General features: G+C 52.5%; 16 protein-coding genes and 1 pseudogene. 4 read left to right on the forward strand and 13 right to left on the reverse strand.

Going from position 1 to position 18269, the window contains the following annotated elements; genetic code table 11:
• Position 1: 1 nt before the first annotated feature.
• Together NWF35_RS15215 and NWF35_RS15220 are read right to left on the reverse strand one after the other, a co-directional pair.
• On the reverse strand, positions 2–784 hold the full coding sequence (locus NWF35_RS15215) for an enoyl-CoA hydratase-related protein (protein ID WP_301240250.1): 783 nt from the start codon (positions 782–784) through the stop codon (positions 2–4).
• The gene (locus NWF35_RS15220; protein ID WP_301240252.1) at positions 781–1188 is read right to left on the reverse strand and encodes a MerR family transcriptional regulator; all 408 of its coding nucleotides are present in this window, start codon (positions 1186–1188) and stop codon (positions 781–783) included. The genes NWF35_RS15215 and NWF35_RS15220 overlap by 4 nt, the downstream gene beginning before the upstream one ends.
• Positions 1189–1877: 689 nt before the next feature.
• Between NWF35_RS15220 and NWF35_RS15225 the strand changes: the two genes are divergently transcribed.
• Together NWF35_RS15225 and hutH are read left to right on the forward strand one after the other, a co-directional pair.
• Positions 1878–3233, forward strand: coding sequence for an MFS transporter (locus NWF35_RS15225; protein ID WP_301240253.1), 1356 nt, complete (start codon positions 1878–1880; stop codon positions 3231–3233).
• Positions 3234–3446: 213 nt separating this feature from the next.
• Positions 3447–5018: a histidine ammonia-lyase gene (hutH, locus tag NWF35_RS15230; protein ID WP_301240254.1), complete on the forward strand. Its 1572-nt coding sequence runs from the start codon at positions 3447–3449 to the stop codon at positions 5016–5018.
• A 237-nt stretch (positions 5019–5255) separates the two neighbouring features.
• Here the strand turns inward: hutH and hutI are convergent, their stop codons facing one another.
• The 9 genes from hutI to NWF35_RS15275 form a co-directional block, all read right to left on the reverse strand.
• Positions 5256–6539, reverse strand: coding sequence for an imidazolonepropionase (hutI, locus tag NWF35_RS15235; RefSeq protein ID WP_301240271.1), 1284 nt, complete (start codon positions 6537–6539; stop codon positions 5256–5258).
• A 71-nt stretch (positions 6540–6610) separates the two neighbouring features.
• Positions 6611–8275 (reverse strand): urocanate hydratase, encoded by a 1665-nt coding sequence (gene hutU / locus NWF35_RS15240; RefSeq protein WP_301240255.1) that lies wholly within the window; start codon positions 8273–8275, stop codon positions 6611–6613.
• A gap of 23 nt (positions 8276–8298) precedes the next feature.
• Positions 8299–9273 (reverse strand): agmatinase family protein, encoded by a 975-nt coding sequence (locus NWF35_RS15245; RefSeq protein WP_301240256.1) that lies wholly within the window; start codon positions 9271–9273, stop codon positions 8299–8301.
• 34 nt (positions 9274–9307) lie between these two features.
• Entirely contained in the window at positions 9308–10012 is a 705-nt protein-coding gene (locus tag NWF35_RS15250; RefSeq protein WP_301240257.1) for an ABC transporter ATP-binding protein, read from the reverse strand.
• Positions 9999–10787 carry an ABC transporter ATP-binding protein gene (locus tag NWF35_RS15255; RefSeq protein ID WP_301240258.1) on the reverse strand — a complete coding sequence of 263 codons (789 nt, stop codon included), beginning with the start codon at positions 10785–10787 and terminating at the stop codon, positions 9999–10001. Before NWF35_RS15255 ends, NWF35_RS15250 begins: the two co-directional genes overlap by 14 nt.
• Entirely contained in the window at positions 10777–11724 is a 948-nt protein-coding gene (locus NWF35_RS15260) for a branched-chain amino acid ABC transporter permease (protein ID WP_301240259.1), read from the reverse strand. The genes NWF35_RS15255 and NWF35_RS15260 overlap by 11 nt, the downstream gene beginning before the upstream one ends.
• 9 nt (positions 11725–11733) lie before the next feature.
• The gene (locus NWF35_RS15265) at positions 11734–12615 is read right to left on the reverse strand and encodes a branched-chain amino acid ABC transporter permease (protein ID WP_301240260.1); all 882 of its coding nucleotides are present in this window, start codon (positions 12613–12615) and stop codon (positions 11734–11736) included.
• A 92-nt stretch (positions 12616–12707) separates the two neighbouring features.
• Positions 12708–13838, reverse strand: coding sequence for an ABC transporter substrate-binding protein (locus NWF35_RS15270; RefSeq protein ID WP_301240261.1), 1131 nt, complete (start codon positions 13836–13838; stop codon positions 12708–12710).
• Positions 13839–13969: 131 nt separating this feature from the next.
• Positions 13970–15163, reverse strand: a complete 1194-nt coding sequence (locus NWF35_RS15275) for a helix-turn-helix domain-containing protein (RefSeq protein WP_301240263.1) — start codon at positions 15161–15163, stop codon at positions 13970–13972.
• 336 nt (positions 15164–15499) lie between these two features.
• Here NWF35_RS15275 and NWF35_RS15280 point away from each other — a divergent pair.
• Positions 15500–16362 (forward strand): IS5 family transposase gene (locus NWF35_RS15280; RefSeq protein WP_301240265.1). Its coding sequence is split into 2 segments (ribosomal slippage): positions 15500–15835 and positions 15838–16362, totalling 861 coding nucleotides; the frame shifts between segments, so codons are not numbered across the junction.
• A gap of 40 nt (positions 16363–16402) precedes the next feature.
• Here NWF35_RS15280 and NWF35_RS15285 read toward each other — a convergent pair.
• Both NWF35_RS15285 and NWF35_RS15290 read right to left on the reverse strand, forming a co-directional pair.
• Positions 16403–16933, reverse strand: coding sequence for a S66 peptidase family protein (locus NWF35_RS15285; RefSeq protein WP_301240273.1), 531 nt, complete (start codon positions 16931–16933; stop codon positions 16403–16405).
• Positions 16934–17053: 120 nt separating this feature from the next.
• Positions 17054–17257, reverse strand: a pseudogene (locus tag NWF35_RS15290) (LD-carboxypeptidase); the annotation flags it as partial.
• Positions 17258–17278: 21 nt separating this feature from the next.
• Here NWF35_RS15290 and NWF35_RS15295 point away from each other — a divergent pair.
• A complete protein-coding gene (locus NWF35_RS15295) occupies positions 17279–18010 on the forward strand; it encodes a hypothetical protein (protein WP_301240267.1) in 732 nt (243 codons plus the stop codon).
• Positions 18011–18269 lie beyond the last annotated feature (259 nt).

Consider the following 18269-nt stretch of genomic DNA (forward strand, 5'->3'; position numbering starts at 1 on the left):
ACTAATCTTCCTCCGTTTCCTTGCGTTTCTGAAATCTCACCAAACCCTCCCGTGTCACTTCACTTTTGACATGAGGCATTCCGAGATGGCATTCCGCCCGCAATCCCTCTTCCAAAGTCAACCCCCAGCCCCGAACCATGGCTTGTTTATCCGTGCGCAGTGAATCCTGGGGATAAGCGGCGATCTGGGCGGCCAACTCTTTCGCCCGGGTCAACAGGTGCTCCGGTTCCGTCACTTCGGTGACCAGCCCCCATTCCAGGGCCGTTTGGGCGTTGATTCGCCGTCCAGTCAAAATTAGATCCATCGCCCTTCCCCAGCCGATGATGCGCGGCAGGCGCTGGGTGCCACCGTCAACCAGCGGAACATTCCACCTCCTCTCGAGACAGCCGAATTCGGCATTAGTGGCAGCGATGCGGATATCGCACCAAGCGGCCATTTCCAGTCCCCCTGCAAAGCAATAACCGTTGATTGCCGCAATGGTTGGCTTAAAGATGTCTGTTATCCGGGTAAAGCCGAGATATCCCCTGCCGTTGTACGCAAAATCAGGATCAAATTGATCCCGGGGGCCCAAAGAATCGAGGGCTTTCAAATCGGCACCGGAACTGAAGGACGGACCTTTTCCGGTTAAAATGGCCACTTTTGCCACTGGATCGTCGCGAAAATCCGTCCAGGCGCGAAAAAGGGCGTCGGCGGTTTCTCCGTCGATACAATTGTGCTTCGAGGGGCGGTTGATGAAGATGATAACGATGGCTCCTTCCTTTTCTACCAACACCTTGTCGGTCATGTTTTTTCCTCCTTTTTTTTCAGCAGCCGGTATTGGCGTTTGGCTTCCTCGATCGCATCCACCAGCTCCTGCTCCAGAATTTTCAGTTCCTCGATCCGATTGCGCACTTCCTCCAAATATGCGTAGCGGATCCCCTCTTCATATTGGCGTTTTTGGGTGGGATCGATTTCGTAGAGTTGCAAGAGAGAGGCGATTTCTTTCAGGGAAAACCCGAGCATTTTCCCTCGCAAAATCATCTTGATCCGTGCTCGGTCGCGGCGGGAATAGATGCGGTGGCTTCCCGCGGTCCGCCTCGGGCTTATCAGACCGAGTTCCTCGTAATAACGGATGGTCCGCTGACTGATGTTGAATTCCTGCACCAAATCGGAAATCAGATATTCCTTACGGTTGTTCGGCTCATCCACTAACCCCACCCCCTATAATCTGAATATTAACATAATTAACGTTGGTGTCAATTATATAACTTAGACGTATAGTCATGGTCGAAACAACCCGACTCATTGTTGGATCCCTTCTTTCCCAACCGAAACCTGTGACACCGTTACTTTTTCACCCCAGCTGTCCGTCGGCCAACCCCGTAGCATTTTCCACCACTTACTTCAGATACCGTTTTTCACGTAGGCGTAAATCGGGGCGAAATTGAAATTAGCGAAAAATCCGGCCAACAGCAGGTGCGAGCAACAGCTCGGTTTGTCCCTTTTCCACGGCCGAGGATCCAGAGGATCGGGATGCATCCCAGGTAGGCGATCAGCCCATCCTACCTTTACGTTGGTGTAGCTGCTCCACTGTAAATACCCCAAATACCCCGATTGGTACTAACCCCCTTCTTCACGGCCACTCCTTCTGATAGTCTTCTTTGTTCTTCGGGGTGGTCAACTTCTCGATTAGTAAAGTGGTAACTTTTGCTTGACAAACAAAACCTAAGCAATATTGTGCTATTAAATCGAAGGATTATCTCTAGAGCCTTCGATTTTTGGCCAATTATAATGAATGTAAACAAAATGTAACAAGATACGCAAAATTGTTATTTATCCTTCCAAGAAATTAATTTCAGAATATTATTACTATTATAAATGAATGGGGGAAGCGTCGGATGACTGTACAAAGAATCCAGATTGATGATGCACCGTTAAACAAATTCCATTTGCGAATTACTGCCCTTACGTTCGGATCGAACTTCTGTGACGGATACGCGCTTGGAATCATCGGTATAGCGCTGAGCCTCTTAGGGGCCCAAATGCATCTCAGCCCCGTTTGGCAAGGGTTGCTCGGAAGTTCAGCATTAATAGGCTTATTTTTCGGAAGTTTACTATTAGGTTGGTTATCTGATCGAATTGGTAGACAGAAGATTTACGTTACAAACTTCGTAATCATAACGATTGCTTCTGTTTTACAGTTTTTTGTGAACGACCCAGTTACTCTATTTATTTTACGTATCCTTATCGGTCTTGCTTTAGGAGGAGACTACGCGGTGGGTTCAACATTGCTCGCCGAGTTTGCTCCAAAGAAATATCGGGGTTCACTGCTCTCTGCTTTGAATGTTCTGTGGACGCTTGGGTATACGATTGCAACACTGGTCGGATATTTCCTTGAGAAAACCGGCCCGGATTCATGGCGTTTGATGTTGGCAACGGGTGCAATTCCAGCGGTGATCGTGTTACTGTTGCGAATTGGCACACCAGAGTCACCAAGATGGCTGATTAGCATGGGACGTGAACAAGAGGCACGTCAAATTGTGAAGAAGTACATTGGTCCAAACATCGAGATTGACGACATGATTGCAGAATCTAAGCAAGTTACCTTTGGGTTTAAAGATCTCTTTACAAAACAGATTCGGCTGCGCACCATTTTTGGCAGTCTGTTTTACGTCTGTATCGTGCTGCCGTACTTTGCAATCTACACTTACTTACCAACCATTTTGAAGCAGTTGGGATATGTGGAAAACTTCCTCGTTGATACATTATTGAACATCTTCTTGCTCGTTGGTTCGATTGCGGGAGTATGGTTTACCGAGAAGATGACGCGCAGAGGGTTTATTATCTACTCGTTTGCGGTGCTCACCATCACGCTGTTCCTCGTGACCGTGTTGCCTATGAGTATGCTCACCTTCCAGTTTATCGCGTTTGCTATCTTTACATTTGTCATGTCGGCAGTTTCTAACTTGACGCTGGTTTATCCAGCTGAATTGTTCCCGACAGAAGTTCGTTCATCCGGTACCGGTGTAGTCACAGCCATCAGCCGTGTGGGTTCAGCAGTTGGAACCTTCTTCCTACCACTGATGAGTTTAACATCTTCCATGATTGGAATGACCCTGGTTCTATTATTGGGTACCATCATTTCGATTGCTTGGGCACCAGAAACGGGACGTCTTACCTTAAACGAAGCGAGCAATCCGCTTCATCGTAAGGATAGCGCTTTTAGTGAAGTAGCGAGTAACATACTGAAGTAAGTTTTAGATAACATCGTTGAGTCACAATGAAACGCAATACACGGAGCTTATTTTTCATTAATCAACCCGCCCAGGGTGTTTTTCTCTGGGCGGGTTGGACGTTGGGATGACGAGCATGATGATGAGAGAGGTTTCCTGTCTCTCATATAAACCTCAATAGACTGATTGTGAATTGTGAGAAGGCATTATTTAAACTTGAGAGGGGGTTAAGAGTTGACGACTCCTATAGTGACACCCGTTCGCCCTCACCCAAAGGAGATTAAACAAGTTACACTTGGCAGTGGCGATATTACGGTTCAAGATCTCGTGGCCGTTGCCCGCTATGGGGCAAAAGTGTCATTTTCACAAGCATATTGTGATCGTGTAAACCAATCCCGAGGGTTAATTGAAAAGTTTCTTGAAGAAAACCGTTTGATTTATGGGGTTACAACTGGTTTTGGCAGTAATGTAACCAAAGTGGTATCCCCAGAAGATGCAGAAACACTACAGCGGAACATCATCTACTCACACGCAGTTTCCGTCGGAGAACCACTCGAACATGAGATTGTCCGGGCTACGCAATTTATGATTCTTTTAGTACTTGGTCAAGGTTTCTCAGGGGTTCGACTTGAAGTGTTGAAGGCAATCGCTTCACTGCTCAATCATCACATCGTTCCGTTTGCGCCTGGAGATGGATCCGTTGGTTATCTCTCACCGGAAGCACACATGGCGTTGGTTCTCATGGGAGAGGGAAGTGCTTGGTATCAAGGTCAGTTGTTGTCAGGTCGCGATGCCCTTGCAAAAGCAGGACTGCAACCGATAAATCTGAGTTGTAAAGAAGGATTGGCGCTGATAACCGGGACCACATCCGTCACGGCCATCGCAGCGCTCGCACTTTACAATGCAACTCAAGCTGTGAAAACAGCGGACATTGCCGGAGCGATGTCACTTGAAGCGTTAAAAGGGACCATCAAGGCGTTTGATAGTCGGTTAAATGCACTCAAGAAACACTCGGAGCAGGTACAGACTGCAGAAACTCTTTTGCGCATTCTAAGTGGAAGTGAAATCGCAGACACGTACAAGGATTATCGACTTCAGGATGCCCTTAGTTTGCGGTGTATTCCACAAGTTCACGGCGCCGTAAAAAAGGCCCTGAAGGACGCAGAGAAAAATATCGTAAATGAAATGAATTCCGTGAGCGACAACCCCATTGTGTACCCCTTGGATGACGATGGCATTGCCCTCATGGGTGGGAATTTTGATGGAACCTATGTAGGTATGTCTGCGGACGCCATGTGCGTTGCGATGGCAAATCTGGCAAAAATGTCTGAGCGAAGAATTGATCGGTTGGTCAATTACCATGTCAGTGAACTACCAGATTTTCTAGTCGTCAATCCAGGACTGAACAATGGGTACATGATTCCTCAGTACACTGCAGCTGGGTTGTTTGCGGAAATTCAAGCACTCTCCCATCCGGCGACTATAAACAATATTCCCACGTGTGCAATTCAAGAAGACGTTGTTTCTTTTGCCTACAATGCAGCGCGAAAAGCTTATCAAATCTCCACGAAACTTGAACATATTCTTGCCATTGAACTGATGACGGCGGCTCAAGCACTGGATTTCCATCATCCCCTCAAACCTTCACCAGCAACAGGGGAAGTCTATCGCATTATTCGCAAGCAAGTTCCAATGCTTACAGAAGACAGGTTGTTATACCCCGACATGTGCAACATTCACCAGCTCATTCACGAAGGTGAAGTTGTCAAGGTCGTGGAAGAAGTCATTGGACACATAATATTGTAAGCCCACGAAAGAGGCCAATGACATGAGGCACCAATCAAAGCTGCTTTCTCCCATCTACTCATATCCGGGAAGCTTGTTCACGAGGCCAACTTTTCTGACTGACTTCCAGAAATATGGTCCGCAGCCCCGGATGCTGATTATCGACGAGGTGGGTCTCCTTCCAATGGGCAGTGTGGCCGCCAATCTGTTCTTCCAGTTGATCGTCTATCTGTCGTTCTTCTTTCTTTCTCTCGCGGTTTACACCGTAAGCTGTCCGTCGGCCACCACGACGCGTCCTTTCTTGATCACCGTATCCACATGGTTGATGCCAAAGTGATACGGAAGATACGCCAAGTTGGTCGCGTCAAACAACACCAGGTCGGCCTGCTTGCCCGGCTCGAGGCTGCCGATCACGTCACCTCTGCCGATCGCGCAGGCGGCGTTAATCGTCATGCCCGTAATCACTTCTTCCGGCGTCATGCCGAGATTGAGGCACGCAAGGGTCATCACCAACTGCAGCGACTCCGTGGGTGAACTACCCGGGTTGTAGTCCGTGGACAGCGCTACCGGTACTCCTAATTCTATCATGTCCCTTGCCCTCGCGTGCGACTTGGCCCGCAAGTTGAACGAGGTGGCGGGAAGGCAGACGGCGATCACGCCCGCGTCGCTCATCGCTTTTAACCCCTCGTCGGTGGTGGCAAGCAAATGCTCCGCCGAAATACAGCCCAGCTCCGCCGCCAGTTGTGCCCCGCCGAGCGGCTCGATCTCGTCGGCGTGCAGTTTCAACCCGAAGCCCAGCTCTTTGGCGGCCGCGAGGATCTCGCGCGACTCGTCCACCGTAAACACGTCGTGCTCACAAAAAACGTCACAAAACTCGGCCAGCCCCTGCCGCTTCACTTCCGGCAGCATCTCATCGATCACCAGCTTGACGTACTCACCTGAACGGCCTTTATACTCCAGCGGCACGGCGTGGGCGCCCATAAACGTAGAGACCAGGTCCACCGGATGGGTTTCGTTCAACCGTTTGATCACCCGGAGCTGCTTCAGCTCGTCTTCCAGTGTCAGACCGTAGCCGCTTTTGGCCTCTACGGTCGTCGCTCCGTACAGCATCATGATATTCAAACTTTTCCACGCTTTTTCATACAGCTCGTTTTCCGAGGCCGCGCGGGTGGCCCGTACAGTGCTGAGAATGCCGCCGCCCTGGGCCAGGATTTCTAGATACGGCACACCCTTCAGCTTCAACTCCAGTTCGTGTTCGCGGGAGCCGCCGTGTACCAAGTGGGTATGCGGATCTACCAGACCCGGGGTCACCAGCCGCCCTTTCGCGTCCAGGGTCCGGTCGACGGCCAGCCCCGCGATTTCCGCTCGGACGTCTGCTTCCGGCCCTGCCGCCACGATTTTCCCATCCGCGATGGCCACGGAGCCTCCCGTCACGGCGCCAACGTCCGACATATCACGGCCACGCCGAGGTCCCGGCTTTCCGCGCATCGTCACCAAGAGACCAATGTTATACACTAAAAGATCGATACGTTCCGGTTTCATACTCTCACTCCTTTTCATAGGGCATCCCGGGGGCATTTCCCCGGGATTCTGTTTTTCGATGCCATAATTGTTCAGAGGCCGAGCATCGGCACGCGCACGCCGCGTTCCTTAGCAGTCTTTATAGCCAGGTCGTACCCGGCGTCGGCATGGCGGATGACACCCATGCCCGGGTCGGTAGTGAGAACGCGGGAGAGCCGTTCTTCTGCTTCCTTAGAGCCATCGGCCACCACGACCATACCCGCGTGAAGCGAGTATCCCATACCGACGCCGCCGCCGTGATGCACCGACACCCAGCTCGCCCCGGCAGCGGTGTTGACCAGCGCGTTGAGGATCGCCCAATCGCCTACCACGTCGCTGCCGTCCTTCATCGCTTCCGTCTCCCGGTTTGGCGATGCTACCGAGCCGCAATCGAGGTGGTCGCGGCCGATTACGATAGGCGCGGAAATTTCACCTTTGCGCACCATTTCGTTGATGGCGAGGCCCATCTTTACGCGCTCACCATAGCCGAGCCAGCAAATGCGGGAGGGCAGGCCCTGAAATGCCACCTTTTCGCGGGCCATGGTGATCCAACGGCGTAAGTGTTCGTTTTCCGGGAAGAGCTTGAGCACTAGCCCGTCGGTCTTGTAGATGTCTTCCCGGTCGCCGGATAGCGCCGCCCAGCGGAACGGTCCTTTTCCTTCGCAGAACATCGGACGGATGTAGGCCGGGACAAAGCCGGGGAAGTTGAACGCATCTTTTACGCCCTCGTCATAGGCGACCTGACGGATATTGTTGCCGTAGTCAAAAACGACGGCACCCATTTTTTGCAGATCCAGCATCGCCTGAACATGTACCGCCATCGACTCGCGGGAGAGGCGGACGTATTTCTCTGGATCCTTCTTGCGTAATTCAGCCGCCTCTTCCAACGTAAATCCGCGGGGCACGTAGCCGTTCAGCGGGTCATGCGCAGAGGTCTGGTCGGTAACAAAGTCGGGTACAATACCGCGGCGCACGAATTCAGGGTAGATCTCAGCGGCGTTTCCAACGAGACCGATGGACAGTGGCTTGCCCCGTTTTTGCGCTTCGCTAGCCAGCTTCAGTGCTTCGTCCAGATCGTACACCATGACGTCACAGTAGCGGGTGTCGATCCGGCGCTGAATACGGGATGGGTCGACATCGACACCGATCACGACCCCTTCATTCATCGTGACAGCCAGCGGCTGCGCTCCACCCATACCACCCAGACCGGCGGTGAGGGTGAGCGTGCCTTTTAGCGTGCCGCCGCGATGCTGACGGGCGGCTTCCGCAAACGTTTCATACGTTCCCTGCAAAATTCCTTGGGTGCCGATGTAGATCCAGCTTCCCGCGGTCATTTGCCCGTACATCATTAGCCCTTTCTGTTCGAGTTCGCGGAACGTTTCCCAGTTGGCATAAGCCGGCACGAGAACGGAGTTGGAAATTAGCACTCGGGGTGCAAGCGGATGAGTCTGGAAGATGCCGACCGGTTTGCCCGACTGCACCAGCAGGGTTTCGTCGCCCTCCAGGTTCAACAGGCACTCGACAATCTTGTCATAACACTCCCAGTTGCGGGCCGCTTTCCCGATTCCCCCGTACACGACGAGATCTTCCGGGCGCTCGGCCACTTCTGGATCCAGGTTGTTCATCAGCATGCGTAATGCCGCTTCCTGCGGCCAGCCTTTCGCGTTCAGTTTGTTGCCACGAGGTGCACGAATGACGCGTGCTTTGGTTTCTGCCATGGGTCATCTCTCCCGTTGTCTTCTCAGTGTTTTCTCGTCATGACGCCCGCCAGGAATGTGAGAATCACATGCAGGGCCGTACGGACAGTAGCCCGGCGCGGGTCCTGCAGAGGGTCGATGCAAACGACGTCAAAGCCTTTTACCTTGGGGTTTTGGCCGAGTATATACACTGCGTCCAACAGTTGCCACGAGGTCATTCCGGCCGGGATCATGGCGGGAACACCCGGTCCAAAGGCCTGATCCAGCACGTCCATGTCCACCGTGACGTAAACCGCCTCCGTGCCGTTGCCGGCGATCTCCATCGCTTGATGAATAAGTGGCTCGATTCCTTCCCGAGCCACTTGCCGGGCGGTAAACTGGGTGATACCCTGCGACAGCGCGTACTCCCGGTACGACTTGGAGTTTGCAAAGCTGTGAATCCCGATTTGAGCGATGTGCCGCCCTTCCACCGTGCCCGATTCCAGCAGACTGCGGATCGGGGTGCCGTTAGTCGGGCCACCGTCTTCGAGATTACGTACATCCATATGTGCGTCGATCTGCACGATGCCCACTTTTCCAGCAAAGCGCCTTTTAAACGCCTTGACTGACGGGTAGGTGATGGAGTGGTCGCCACCGGCGATAATCGGGAGCAGGCCGGGCAGCGCCTGGTACACGTTGGTCAGCGCCTGCTCGATGTTGTCATGACATCGGAACAAATCCGTGGGGTGCATCTGGATGTCCCCCAAGTCGCGTGCCCGAAGCTCTTGCAGGTCGACGTCATAGTCAATACTGTACGTCGTCACCGTAGGGAACAGTTCCCGAAGCGCATTAGGTGTCATGGATGCAGCCGACACGCTGATCGACGTCTTGGACAGTGGCACCCCGATAAACCCGATGTCAATCGGCTCCTCGCCGTCCCACGGGGTGAGCCACTGGGACACTTTGGTCTCAAACCGATCACGCCAATTAGATCGTCGAACCAACTCCGGCGGATTCAACAAAACGATCCTTTTTTTCAATAAAACCCCTCCCCAGATAACAACTTACCAACCTTTATCTGCCGAGGTACGCTTTTTTCACGATGCCCTGCTCCTTCAGCTCTTCCGCCGTGCCATGGAGGCGGATCTCTCCGTGCTCTAACACGTAGCCGCGATCGGCGACAGATAGGGCTATCGTCGCATTCTGCTCGACAAGGAGAATCGTCATCCCCTGCTGTTTGATCTGCCGGATCGTCTGGAAGATGTCTTTCACCATGATCGGTGCGAGCCCCATTGATGGCTCGTCAAGGATGAGCAGCTTCGGTTTGGCCATCAGCGCCCGTCCGATCGCCAGCATCTGCTGTTCACCACCACTCATCGTACCGGCGAGCTGTTCCTTGCGCTCGGCTAGCCGGGGGAACAAGCCAAACACCGTTTCCATATCACGCTTCAGCTCCGCTTTCGATGCCTTGCGCACGAACGCCCCCATCAGGAGGTTGTGGGTCACGGTCAACTTGGGAAAGACCCGCCGCCCCTCCGGTACCATCACGATGCCCTCCTTCACAACGAGATGGGTGGGCATTCCGTTGAGTTCTTTTCCGCCGTAGCGGATCGAGCCCTTGGACGGGATCACGCCGCAGATCGCGTTGAGCGTAGAAGTCTTACCCGCCCCGTTGGAGCCGATCAGCGTCACCACCTCGCCGTCCTCGACGGAGAGCGAAAGGTTGCGGACGGCGTGAATGCTGCCGTACCAGACGTTCAGCTTGTCAATGTGCAGCACCGCTGGACACCTCCCCTCCCTCTTCCTTGCCGATGTACGCTTCGATCACGGCCGGATGGGAGATGATGACCTCCGGCACGTCGTCGACGATCTTCACGCCGTGGTCCAGCACGGCGATCCGGTCGCACAGCCCGACCACCATGGAGACATTGTGCTCGATGAGGACGACGGTCGTCCCCTGCTCGCGAATGCTCTTAATCAGATCTGTCATTTCCTGTACTTCCTCCGCGTTCATACCGGCGGTCGGCTCATCTAAAAGGAGCAGTTTCGGCTTGGAGACGAGCGCCCGGGCGATTTCCACCCGCCGCTGGTTGCCGTACGACAGGTTTCCGGCTAGCAAGTGTTCATAGCCCGCGAGTCCCACCGTTTCCAGAATCCGCAGGCTCTCTTCGGTCACCATCCGCTCCTCGTTGCGGGCGGAGCGAAGGCCGAGAATCGACGCCCAAAGCCCGGCGTCCGTCTTGTGAAACATGCCCACCTTCACGTTGTCCAACACCGTCTCTTCCTTCAGCAGGCGAATGTTCTGAAAGGTGCGGGCAATGCCGCACTGGGCGATGCGAAACGGGCGAAGTCCCTGAATTTCTCGTCCTTCAAACGTGATCGTGCCGGCATCCGGCTTGTAAATACCTGTAAGGATGTTGAAAAACGTTGTCTTGCCCGCTCCGTTTGGACCGATCAGTCCGACGATTTCACCCTGCCGAACCTCTAGGCTAACGTTGTCAACCGCCGTCAATCCGCCAAATCGCTTGGTGATCCCTTGCATGCTAAGCAACATGATCACCGCCTTTATTCAGCTTTTCACCGCTGCTCGACGGCCGCCGCCCAGCTTTTACTCCGGTTTTGCCAAACAGCCCTTTCGGACGGTACCGCATGACCAGCACCATGAGAATGCCGTAGAGCATCAGCTTGTACATATCCAGGTATTTGGGATCCACGATCTCGAACTCAAACAGCCGGAAGAGTTCAGGTAGCATGTACAACAGAGTCACACCGAATAGCGTACCGCGAATGCTTCCCAGCCCCCCGACCACCACCATGCTCAGCACCGTCGCTGAAACGGTGAAGCTGAACGACTCGCCGCTTATAAACGACATCTTGTGCGCAAACAGCGCGCCAGCCGCTCCCGCGTACGCCCCGCCAATGGCGAATACCAGCACTTTGTAATACGTCGTGTTGATACCCATCGCCTGGGCTACCGTCTCATCCTCCCGGATCGTCATCCAGGCTCGTCCCATGCGCGACTCCGTCATCTTTTTCATGATGAAAAGGGCGAGCAACAGGACGACCGTGACCAAGAGTAGATATCCCGTGTTTTTCAGCTCCATCCCAAAGAGGGAAGGCGCAGGGATGGAGTCAATGCCATATGCGCCACCGGTGATTTCCGCGTTTTTGAAAAACGACTGGGCAATCAGCCCGAGGCCCAGCGTCGTTATCGCCAGAAAATCTTCGCGCACACGCAGGCTCGGCAGCCCTAACAGCGCGCTGATCACAAACGTGACGACTACCGCCGCCGCCATGGCCAGCCAAACGTTCCATTCGTACTTCACCGACAGGATGGCCGACGTGTAGGCACCGATGCCGTAAAACGCCGCGTGCCCGAGCGACACCTGTCCGGCGTAACCGGTGATCAGGTTAAGCCCCAAACCGAGCAGCAGGTAGATCATCCAAAACACGATGATGTCCACGTAATAGGGGTTCAAAAGATCGTCCATTCCAACCACCTACACTTTCTCCACGTGCCTACCGAACAATCCGGACGGCCGCACTAACAAGATCAGAATCAGAATGACAAAAGCGATCGCATCCTTGTCGATCACCATCCCTGTCATGAAACCGTCGCTCAATGACTCCACGATCCCGAGAATAAGCCCGCCGGCGATGGTACCCGGGATGGACCCCAAGCCGCCGAGGACAACCACACAGAACGCCTTCAGCCCGGGGATCGCACCCATCGTGGGAAAGAGCGAATTGAAGTTCCACGCGACCAGCACCCCTGCAGCTGCAGCCAGTGCCGATCCGACCATAAACGTGACGGACACCACACGGTTAACATTCACGCCCATGAGCGATGCCGCGCGCATGTCCTGCGCGGCCGCCTGGATGGCAATCCCCATCCGGGTGAATTTCAGGAACGCGTACAAGAGACCCAGGCCGACCAACCCGGCCAGGATGATGTAGAGTTTCACGTTGGTAAACGTGATCGACTCCGTCAAATGGATGACCGATACATTGACGCCAGTCTCGGGAAACGGCTGGGGGTCGGAGGTGAAGATCACCTGAAACAGGTTTTCCAAAAAGATCGCCACACCTACTCCGCTGATCAAGGTGGCGATGGGATGGCCACTTCGAAGTGGCCGGTAGGCTACCCGTTCGACTGCCATCCCGGCCAAAGCCGCCACCACCATGGCAAACAGGATGGCAACGGCAAACGGCAGGTGCAGATCGGTTATGGCGATCATGGCGGCAAATGCCCCGACCATGTAGATGACGCCATGGGCAAAGTGGAGCAGCTTCAGCACCCCGTAGACCATTGTCAGTCCGACAGCCACCAAGATGTAGATGAAACCGAGCGCCACTCCGTTTAGAATCTGCTGCACTAACATCAGTCTCACTCCTTTCACTCCGAGAGTAAAAAGGGAGGAACGACGGTCGATCCTCACCTATGCGAAACACAAAGTCGGCTGTCTTTCAAAGATTAGTTGTATACCTTAGATTTGACGAACTTGAATTTTCCGTCCTTCACCGTCATAAAGATGATTGGTTTGATGACTTCATGATCGGGACCAAACGTGATTTTGCCCGACGTTCCTTCAAAATCTTTCGTCTCGTTGATAGCCTTTGCAAGTGCCTCGCGGTCCGTACCCACTTTTTTCAGTGCCTCAAGGATTACCATGGCTGCGTCATAGCTTTGCGAAGACAGCATGTCCGGCTCGCCTTGGTACTTCTCTTTCCACGCTTGCACAAACTTTTGCACCGCTTCACGCTTATCACTCGTATAGAACGAGGTGGTGAAGACGGAACCTTCTGTATTTTCTTTCCCGAGCTCCAGGTACTTCGGCGAGTCAAACCCGTCCACGCCGAGCAATTGGGCGGTAATGCCGGCCTCTTTTGCCTGCTCCACGATGGCCGCCGCCTCGTTGTAGTACCCAACAACATACAGGGCATCCGGGTTGGCTCCCTTGACCGCGGTTAGGAGCGAGCTGAAGTCTTTGTCCCCTATCTTGAACGGACGGTCGATAACGATTTTTGCCCCCAGCTTCTCCGCTTCTTCTTTAAACGCGCCGAAGATGGACTTACCGTAGTCGATGTCGACGTACAGCACGGCGATGTTTTTCTTGCCCAGTTCGTTGACAGCGTAGTCGGCCATCGCCTTCCCTTGGATTGGGCCGGTGTAGATGATACGGTTCACGTAGTCTCCGCCCTTGGTGATCTGTGGGTGAACGGCGTAGGCGACCACCATCGGGACTTTCGCTTCCTGTACCTTGGGCGCTACCGTCTTCGTCGGGGCGCTGTACGACCCACCTATGATGGCCACGACATTGTCGATGTTGATCAGTTTTTGCACCGCTTTCAGTGCTTCTTCCGGCTTGCTCTGATCGTCCTCAGCAACCAGTTCCACCTTTTTGCCTTTCAAACCGCCCGCTGCATTAAACTGTTCAATCGCCAGCAGAGCGGCGTCGCGGCTGTGCGTGCCGTCCGTTGCGCTTGGACCGGTAAGCGGACCAAACCAGCCGATCTTGATCGTGTCACCTCCACCGCCGGAACAAGCGCTTATAAACAGAGCTATACTTAACAAGCCAGTCAGAAACAACGAACGTTTTTTCACGCTCACGTGACCCCCTTGATGTTTTTAAATAATAAATCAGACTATTGCTAATCGTATCAGTCTAACGTTATGTCGTCACTTGTATTCTACTGAAACGAACCGCCCTCTCCACTGGCCGATATTGTGGAGTGTTAGCACAATTTTGCTCGGCGATAGGCTGAGGGGGAGCGTTTCACATACTTTTTGAACGTCCGGGAAAAGTAGTTGGCATCCTGAAATCCGACGAAATACGCGATCTCCTGAATGGTGCAATCCGTCGCTTCCAGGAAGTGCATCGCTTTTTCCACGCGCAGCTTGTTGAGAAAATCGATCAGGGTCATGCCCGTCTCCCGCTTGAACAGATGGCTTAAGTGGTAGACACTCACGCAACAATATTGTGCTACCTCCTCCAGAGAAATCCTACGTTGCAGGTTTTCCTTCAGATAGCGGACCGCCTTGCGGATCACCGGCGAAGCGGAGGTTAAGTGTTGCGGCTCCATGTGCTGTGTCAGCCGCCGGGCGTACTCGCACACCTTCTGGACAAACTTGTCATAGCGGATCGTGACGTACAAATCCTGAATAAAGCGTGCGTTTTCCGACAGGATTACTGCTGCGTTCGCCCCCGATTCCAGAACCTGTCGGGACATGGTGATGACCAATTCCACAGCTTCCGATTTGAACATGTTGACATCATGACGATAGGTCTGGGCCAACTTTTCAAGGAGTGTGCGTAAGTAAGTGACGGCCCCTTCCTCGTCGCCAATTCGCACCCTAGCCACCAGTTCCGCCCGTTCTTCCAGCGCAAGCGGCGACTGCCATGTTCCGCTTTTGCCCGTTTTCTTCTCGTAGTGAAAAATGAGCGAATTGCCTTGAAAAAAACGGTCTACCATCGACTCTTTCGCTTCTTCGTAGGAGTAGTGCAGCATGTATGGATTGTCGTAATAGCCCCCGATCCCGATCGACACGTTCACCCCTCGGACCTTACAGTGCTTCTGGATCTGACGGGCAATCCGCTCCGTCACCTCTTTACAAGTACGCTCGGAGGGTGGGTCAAGCGACAACTGTAACAAGACGGCAAGCACGCCTTCGGCTACCCACACCCAGACAAACGGAACGGTGACAGCTTCGCACACGCCTTCCACCACTTGATGTCCGATCTCCATTCGCCATTGAAATGGTTTGCCGATTACCAAATCAGGATAGCGGTCAATAGAGATCACCATCACGACTTGCGGATGCATCCCAATCCCGAAGGCCTCTTGCATCTCCTGAAAACTGCCTTCGTGCACGAGGGTGCCCGACAGCAACAGATGTGAAAACGTGGCTTGTGCGGGGTCTTGCTTCATCCCGTTCCCTCCTTAGCGACTGTACTTCGTTCAGTCAAAAAACTAATTTTTCACTATTTTCTCAACCATATATCCGATTTATCAAGCCTTTGAAAAAGGTTACTGAAAAACAAAAACAGGGTGTGTCTTGACCGAACACACCCTGTCAAACAAAACATGCTCCCACATAGGGGTAGAGACGCCCTAAGTCAATATAAATGTGCTTAACAGAGAGTAAAAAAGACAATAGCAAACCAAAGGTGAACATTTTGGAACTAATTACTAGGGCGTGTCTGGTAATTCAATCTTGTCATAGATACACTGACAAAAGAAGAAACTTCCGAGGGGGAAGTATCAATGGCAAGACGCGGAGAGTTAACGTATCAGGCATGGGAAAAGATCGCTCCGTTACTTCCGAACAACAATCGACCCGGAAAGCCCTGGAAAGATCATCGCACGGTGATCAACAGTATCCTGTGGAAACTCAGAACAGGCGCGCCTTGGCGAGACCTTCCCGAGCGTTATGGCCCATGGAAAACTTGCTATGATCGATTCGTGAGATGGAGGAAAGACGGCACATGGGAGCGGCTGCTGGCTCATGAGCAAACTCATTCGGACGCCGTTTCCGATGTAGAGTGGGTAGTTTCAGTTGACACCACGATCGTTCGGGCGCATCAGCATACGGCAGGAGCAGGAAAAGAGCCGGAGCAGACCGAAAAAAGGGGAACCAGTACTTCCAAAATGAGGCTTTAGGAAAAAGCCGGGGAGGACTGACCACCAAAATCCATCTCGCCTGTGATGGAAAAGGACGCCCTCTCGCCGTACTCCTGACCCCTGGCCAACGTCACGACAGCACTCAATTGGAAACTCTTTTGGAGGCCATTCGTGTGCCACGCCAGGGGCGTGGCCGCCCTCGGAAACGCCCGGATCGCCTGATTGCAGACCGTGGCTACAGCTACCCCGGTTGTCGCCGTTTGTTGAAACGTCGCGGAATTGCTCACACCATTCCTGAAAGAATCGACCAGAGAATGAGGCGTTCGCAGCTCCCAGGTCGCCCCCTTTCCTTTGATCAGGAACTTTATGCTCGTCGAAACGTTGTTGAACGTTGCATCAATCGTCTGAAGCAGTGGCGTGGCATCGCCACGCGCTATGAGAAAAAGGCGGTTAATTTTCATGCAGTTCTTCTTATTGCCTGTTTAATGATTTGGCTGAACAGCTGAATTATTAGACACGCCCTAGAATATTGATGGGCCCAATTGGTTATTTGAATGTCATTTCAAGAATGCCTTTCCCGTTTTCCACTGTTACACAGGCCAAAGCCCCGTTGACCAAGATCATTTGTGGTGGTTGGTGGCCAATATCCACGTCATAGATAACCGGAATTCCCAATGGATCGAAGATGGCATACAAAGCGTCTGTCAACTTAAAATTCTTGGTATCGCGATAATAGCCCGGCCTGCCGAACAGGATGCCGTTAGCCCGTTCAAACCAGCCATTTTCCCTCATCGTCCAGAGTGCCCTGTAAATTTGCGCGGCCGACGACTCAGCACTCTCCAAATACCAGAGGACCCCTTCTTTCATATAGTTATTAATAAAATCATGTACCGGTGCATAGGGAGTTCCAACCAAAGATACCAAAGTTTCTAAACATCCTCCCAATAGCCGGCCCGTCACCGTCACTTTTTTCTTCGGTATTTGCTCTCTTCCCAGCACCTTCCATTCAGTGGGCGTGTCAAAATAAAAGCCTGTACCCGGGTTTTGGAACGCTCGCTCCCAGGAAGATTGGTACATTTCTGACGAATGCTGGGTGATGCTCCCACCCGGTGCTGTTCCTAAGACATCCACCCATTTTGCCGTCAAAGAGTCCCACTTCGGCGCGCTTAAATCACAATAATTGGTTCCATGCGCGGAAGCATATCCTGTGTTGAGGGTATAGCTGAAGAGGAGGGTGCTGGTATCGGAATAACCGAGAATCCATTTCGGGCCGGACTTCCGCAGAGTTTCCCAGTCCAAAAGGGGCAAAACATCGATAAGAAACTGGCCTCCCCACGGGGGAATAATCGCAGAAATGGAATCGTCACACAAAAATTTCATCAGCTCTTGAGCACGCTTTTCTTTTGGGGCACTGGCGAAAAGGTGTTGACTTCACGCCCGGACGGATCGGTTGACCTGCATGTGCCTCTTCCGTCAGTTAAGGTGAAAATTGGTAACCTCGAAACCCAGGCGGATGAACGAGGAAATTATGTCCTAACAGGTGTCCCCCTCGGTACAAATAAAATCCAACTGATCAAAGAAGATCATGTTTTTTATGAAAAAACGATTGTGATCGATCAAAATCAAGATTCTCTCAACGTGGAAATCGAAAAAAATGAAGCTGAGTTTTTCCAAGGATTCACCAATATGCAGCAGCAAATGATGAGTCAGCAAGGAAGTGTTTCCGTCCAAGCAGCTTTGCCTGCTCAACAACGTTTTTATCCGGAACAGCCTGTACCAAGTTATCCAGGAATCGGTAGAGGAGAAATGAAAATTTTCGATGCCAATAATTTAGTCAGCTGCAATAAAGCAGATAAAGGAATCGAAGATTTGGACGGATACGGCGATACAGCCGATTTTCCGTTAAATTTCTCCGATTGCTCCATTTCCATCAGATATGGTGTGATGTTTGCATACAATCCCGTTATGTATGCTCCATTTTACCGAAGCTACAACTGTGTTATTGAATCGATTCAAAACGGTATGGACAACTCCGAACGAAACGTGTATTGCAACATGAAAAGAAAGTTGGCTTTCCCCGAATTAGAGTATCACTACAACTGTTCTTGGTTTTTTGGGATTGAGCATTCGGAATCCATGCATGCTCACCAATGATTTGACGAAAGAAACAATCAGCGGAGCCGATTCCGGTAAAAGGGATGGGGCGGCTCCACCAAAAAATCAACCTCGCTGATGGTTCGGCGAGGTTCTTTATGTAGTGTTATTTGACACTCCACACGGCTAAAGCCGTGGGATTCTTGAGTGGTTAACGCCCTCAGTCCATTTCTGTTTCGGGCAACCCTCAAGCTAAGGGGTGTGTCATCACCCCATCCCATGCAGTTCTAAGTTTCTTGCCGTATGTACCCACATGGGC

The sequence above is a fragment of the Polycladomyces subterraneus genome, assembly GCF_030433435.1.
Lineage (GTDB): Bacteria > Bacillota > Bacilli > Thermoactinomycetales > JIR-001 > Polycladomyces > Polycladomyces subterraneus.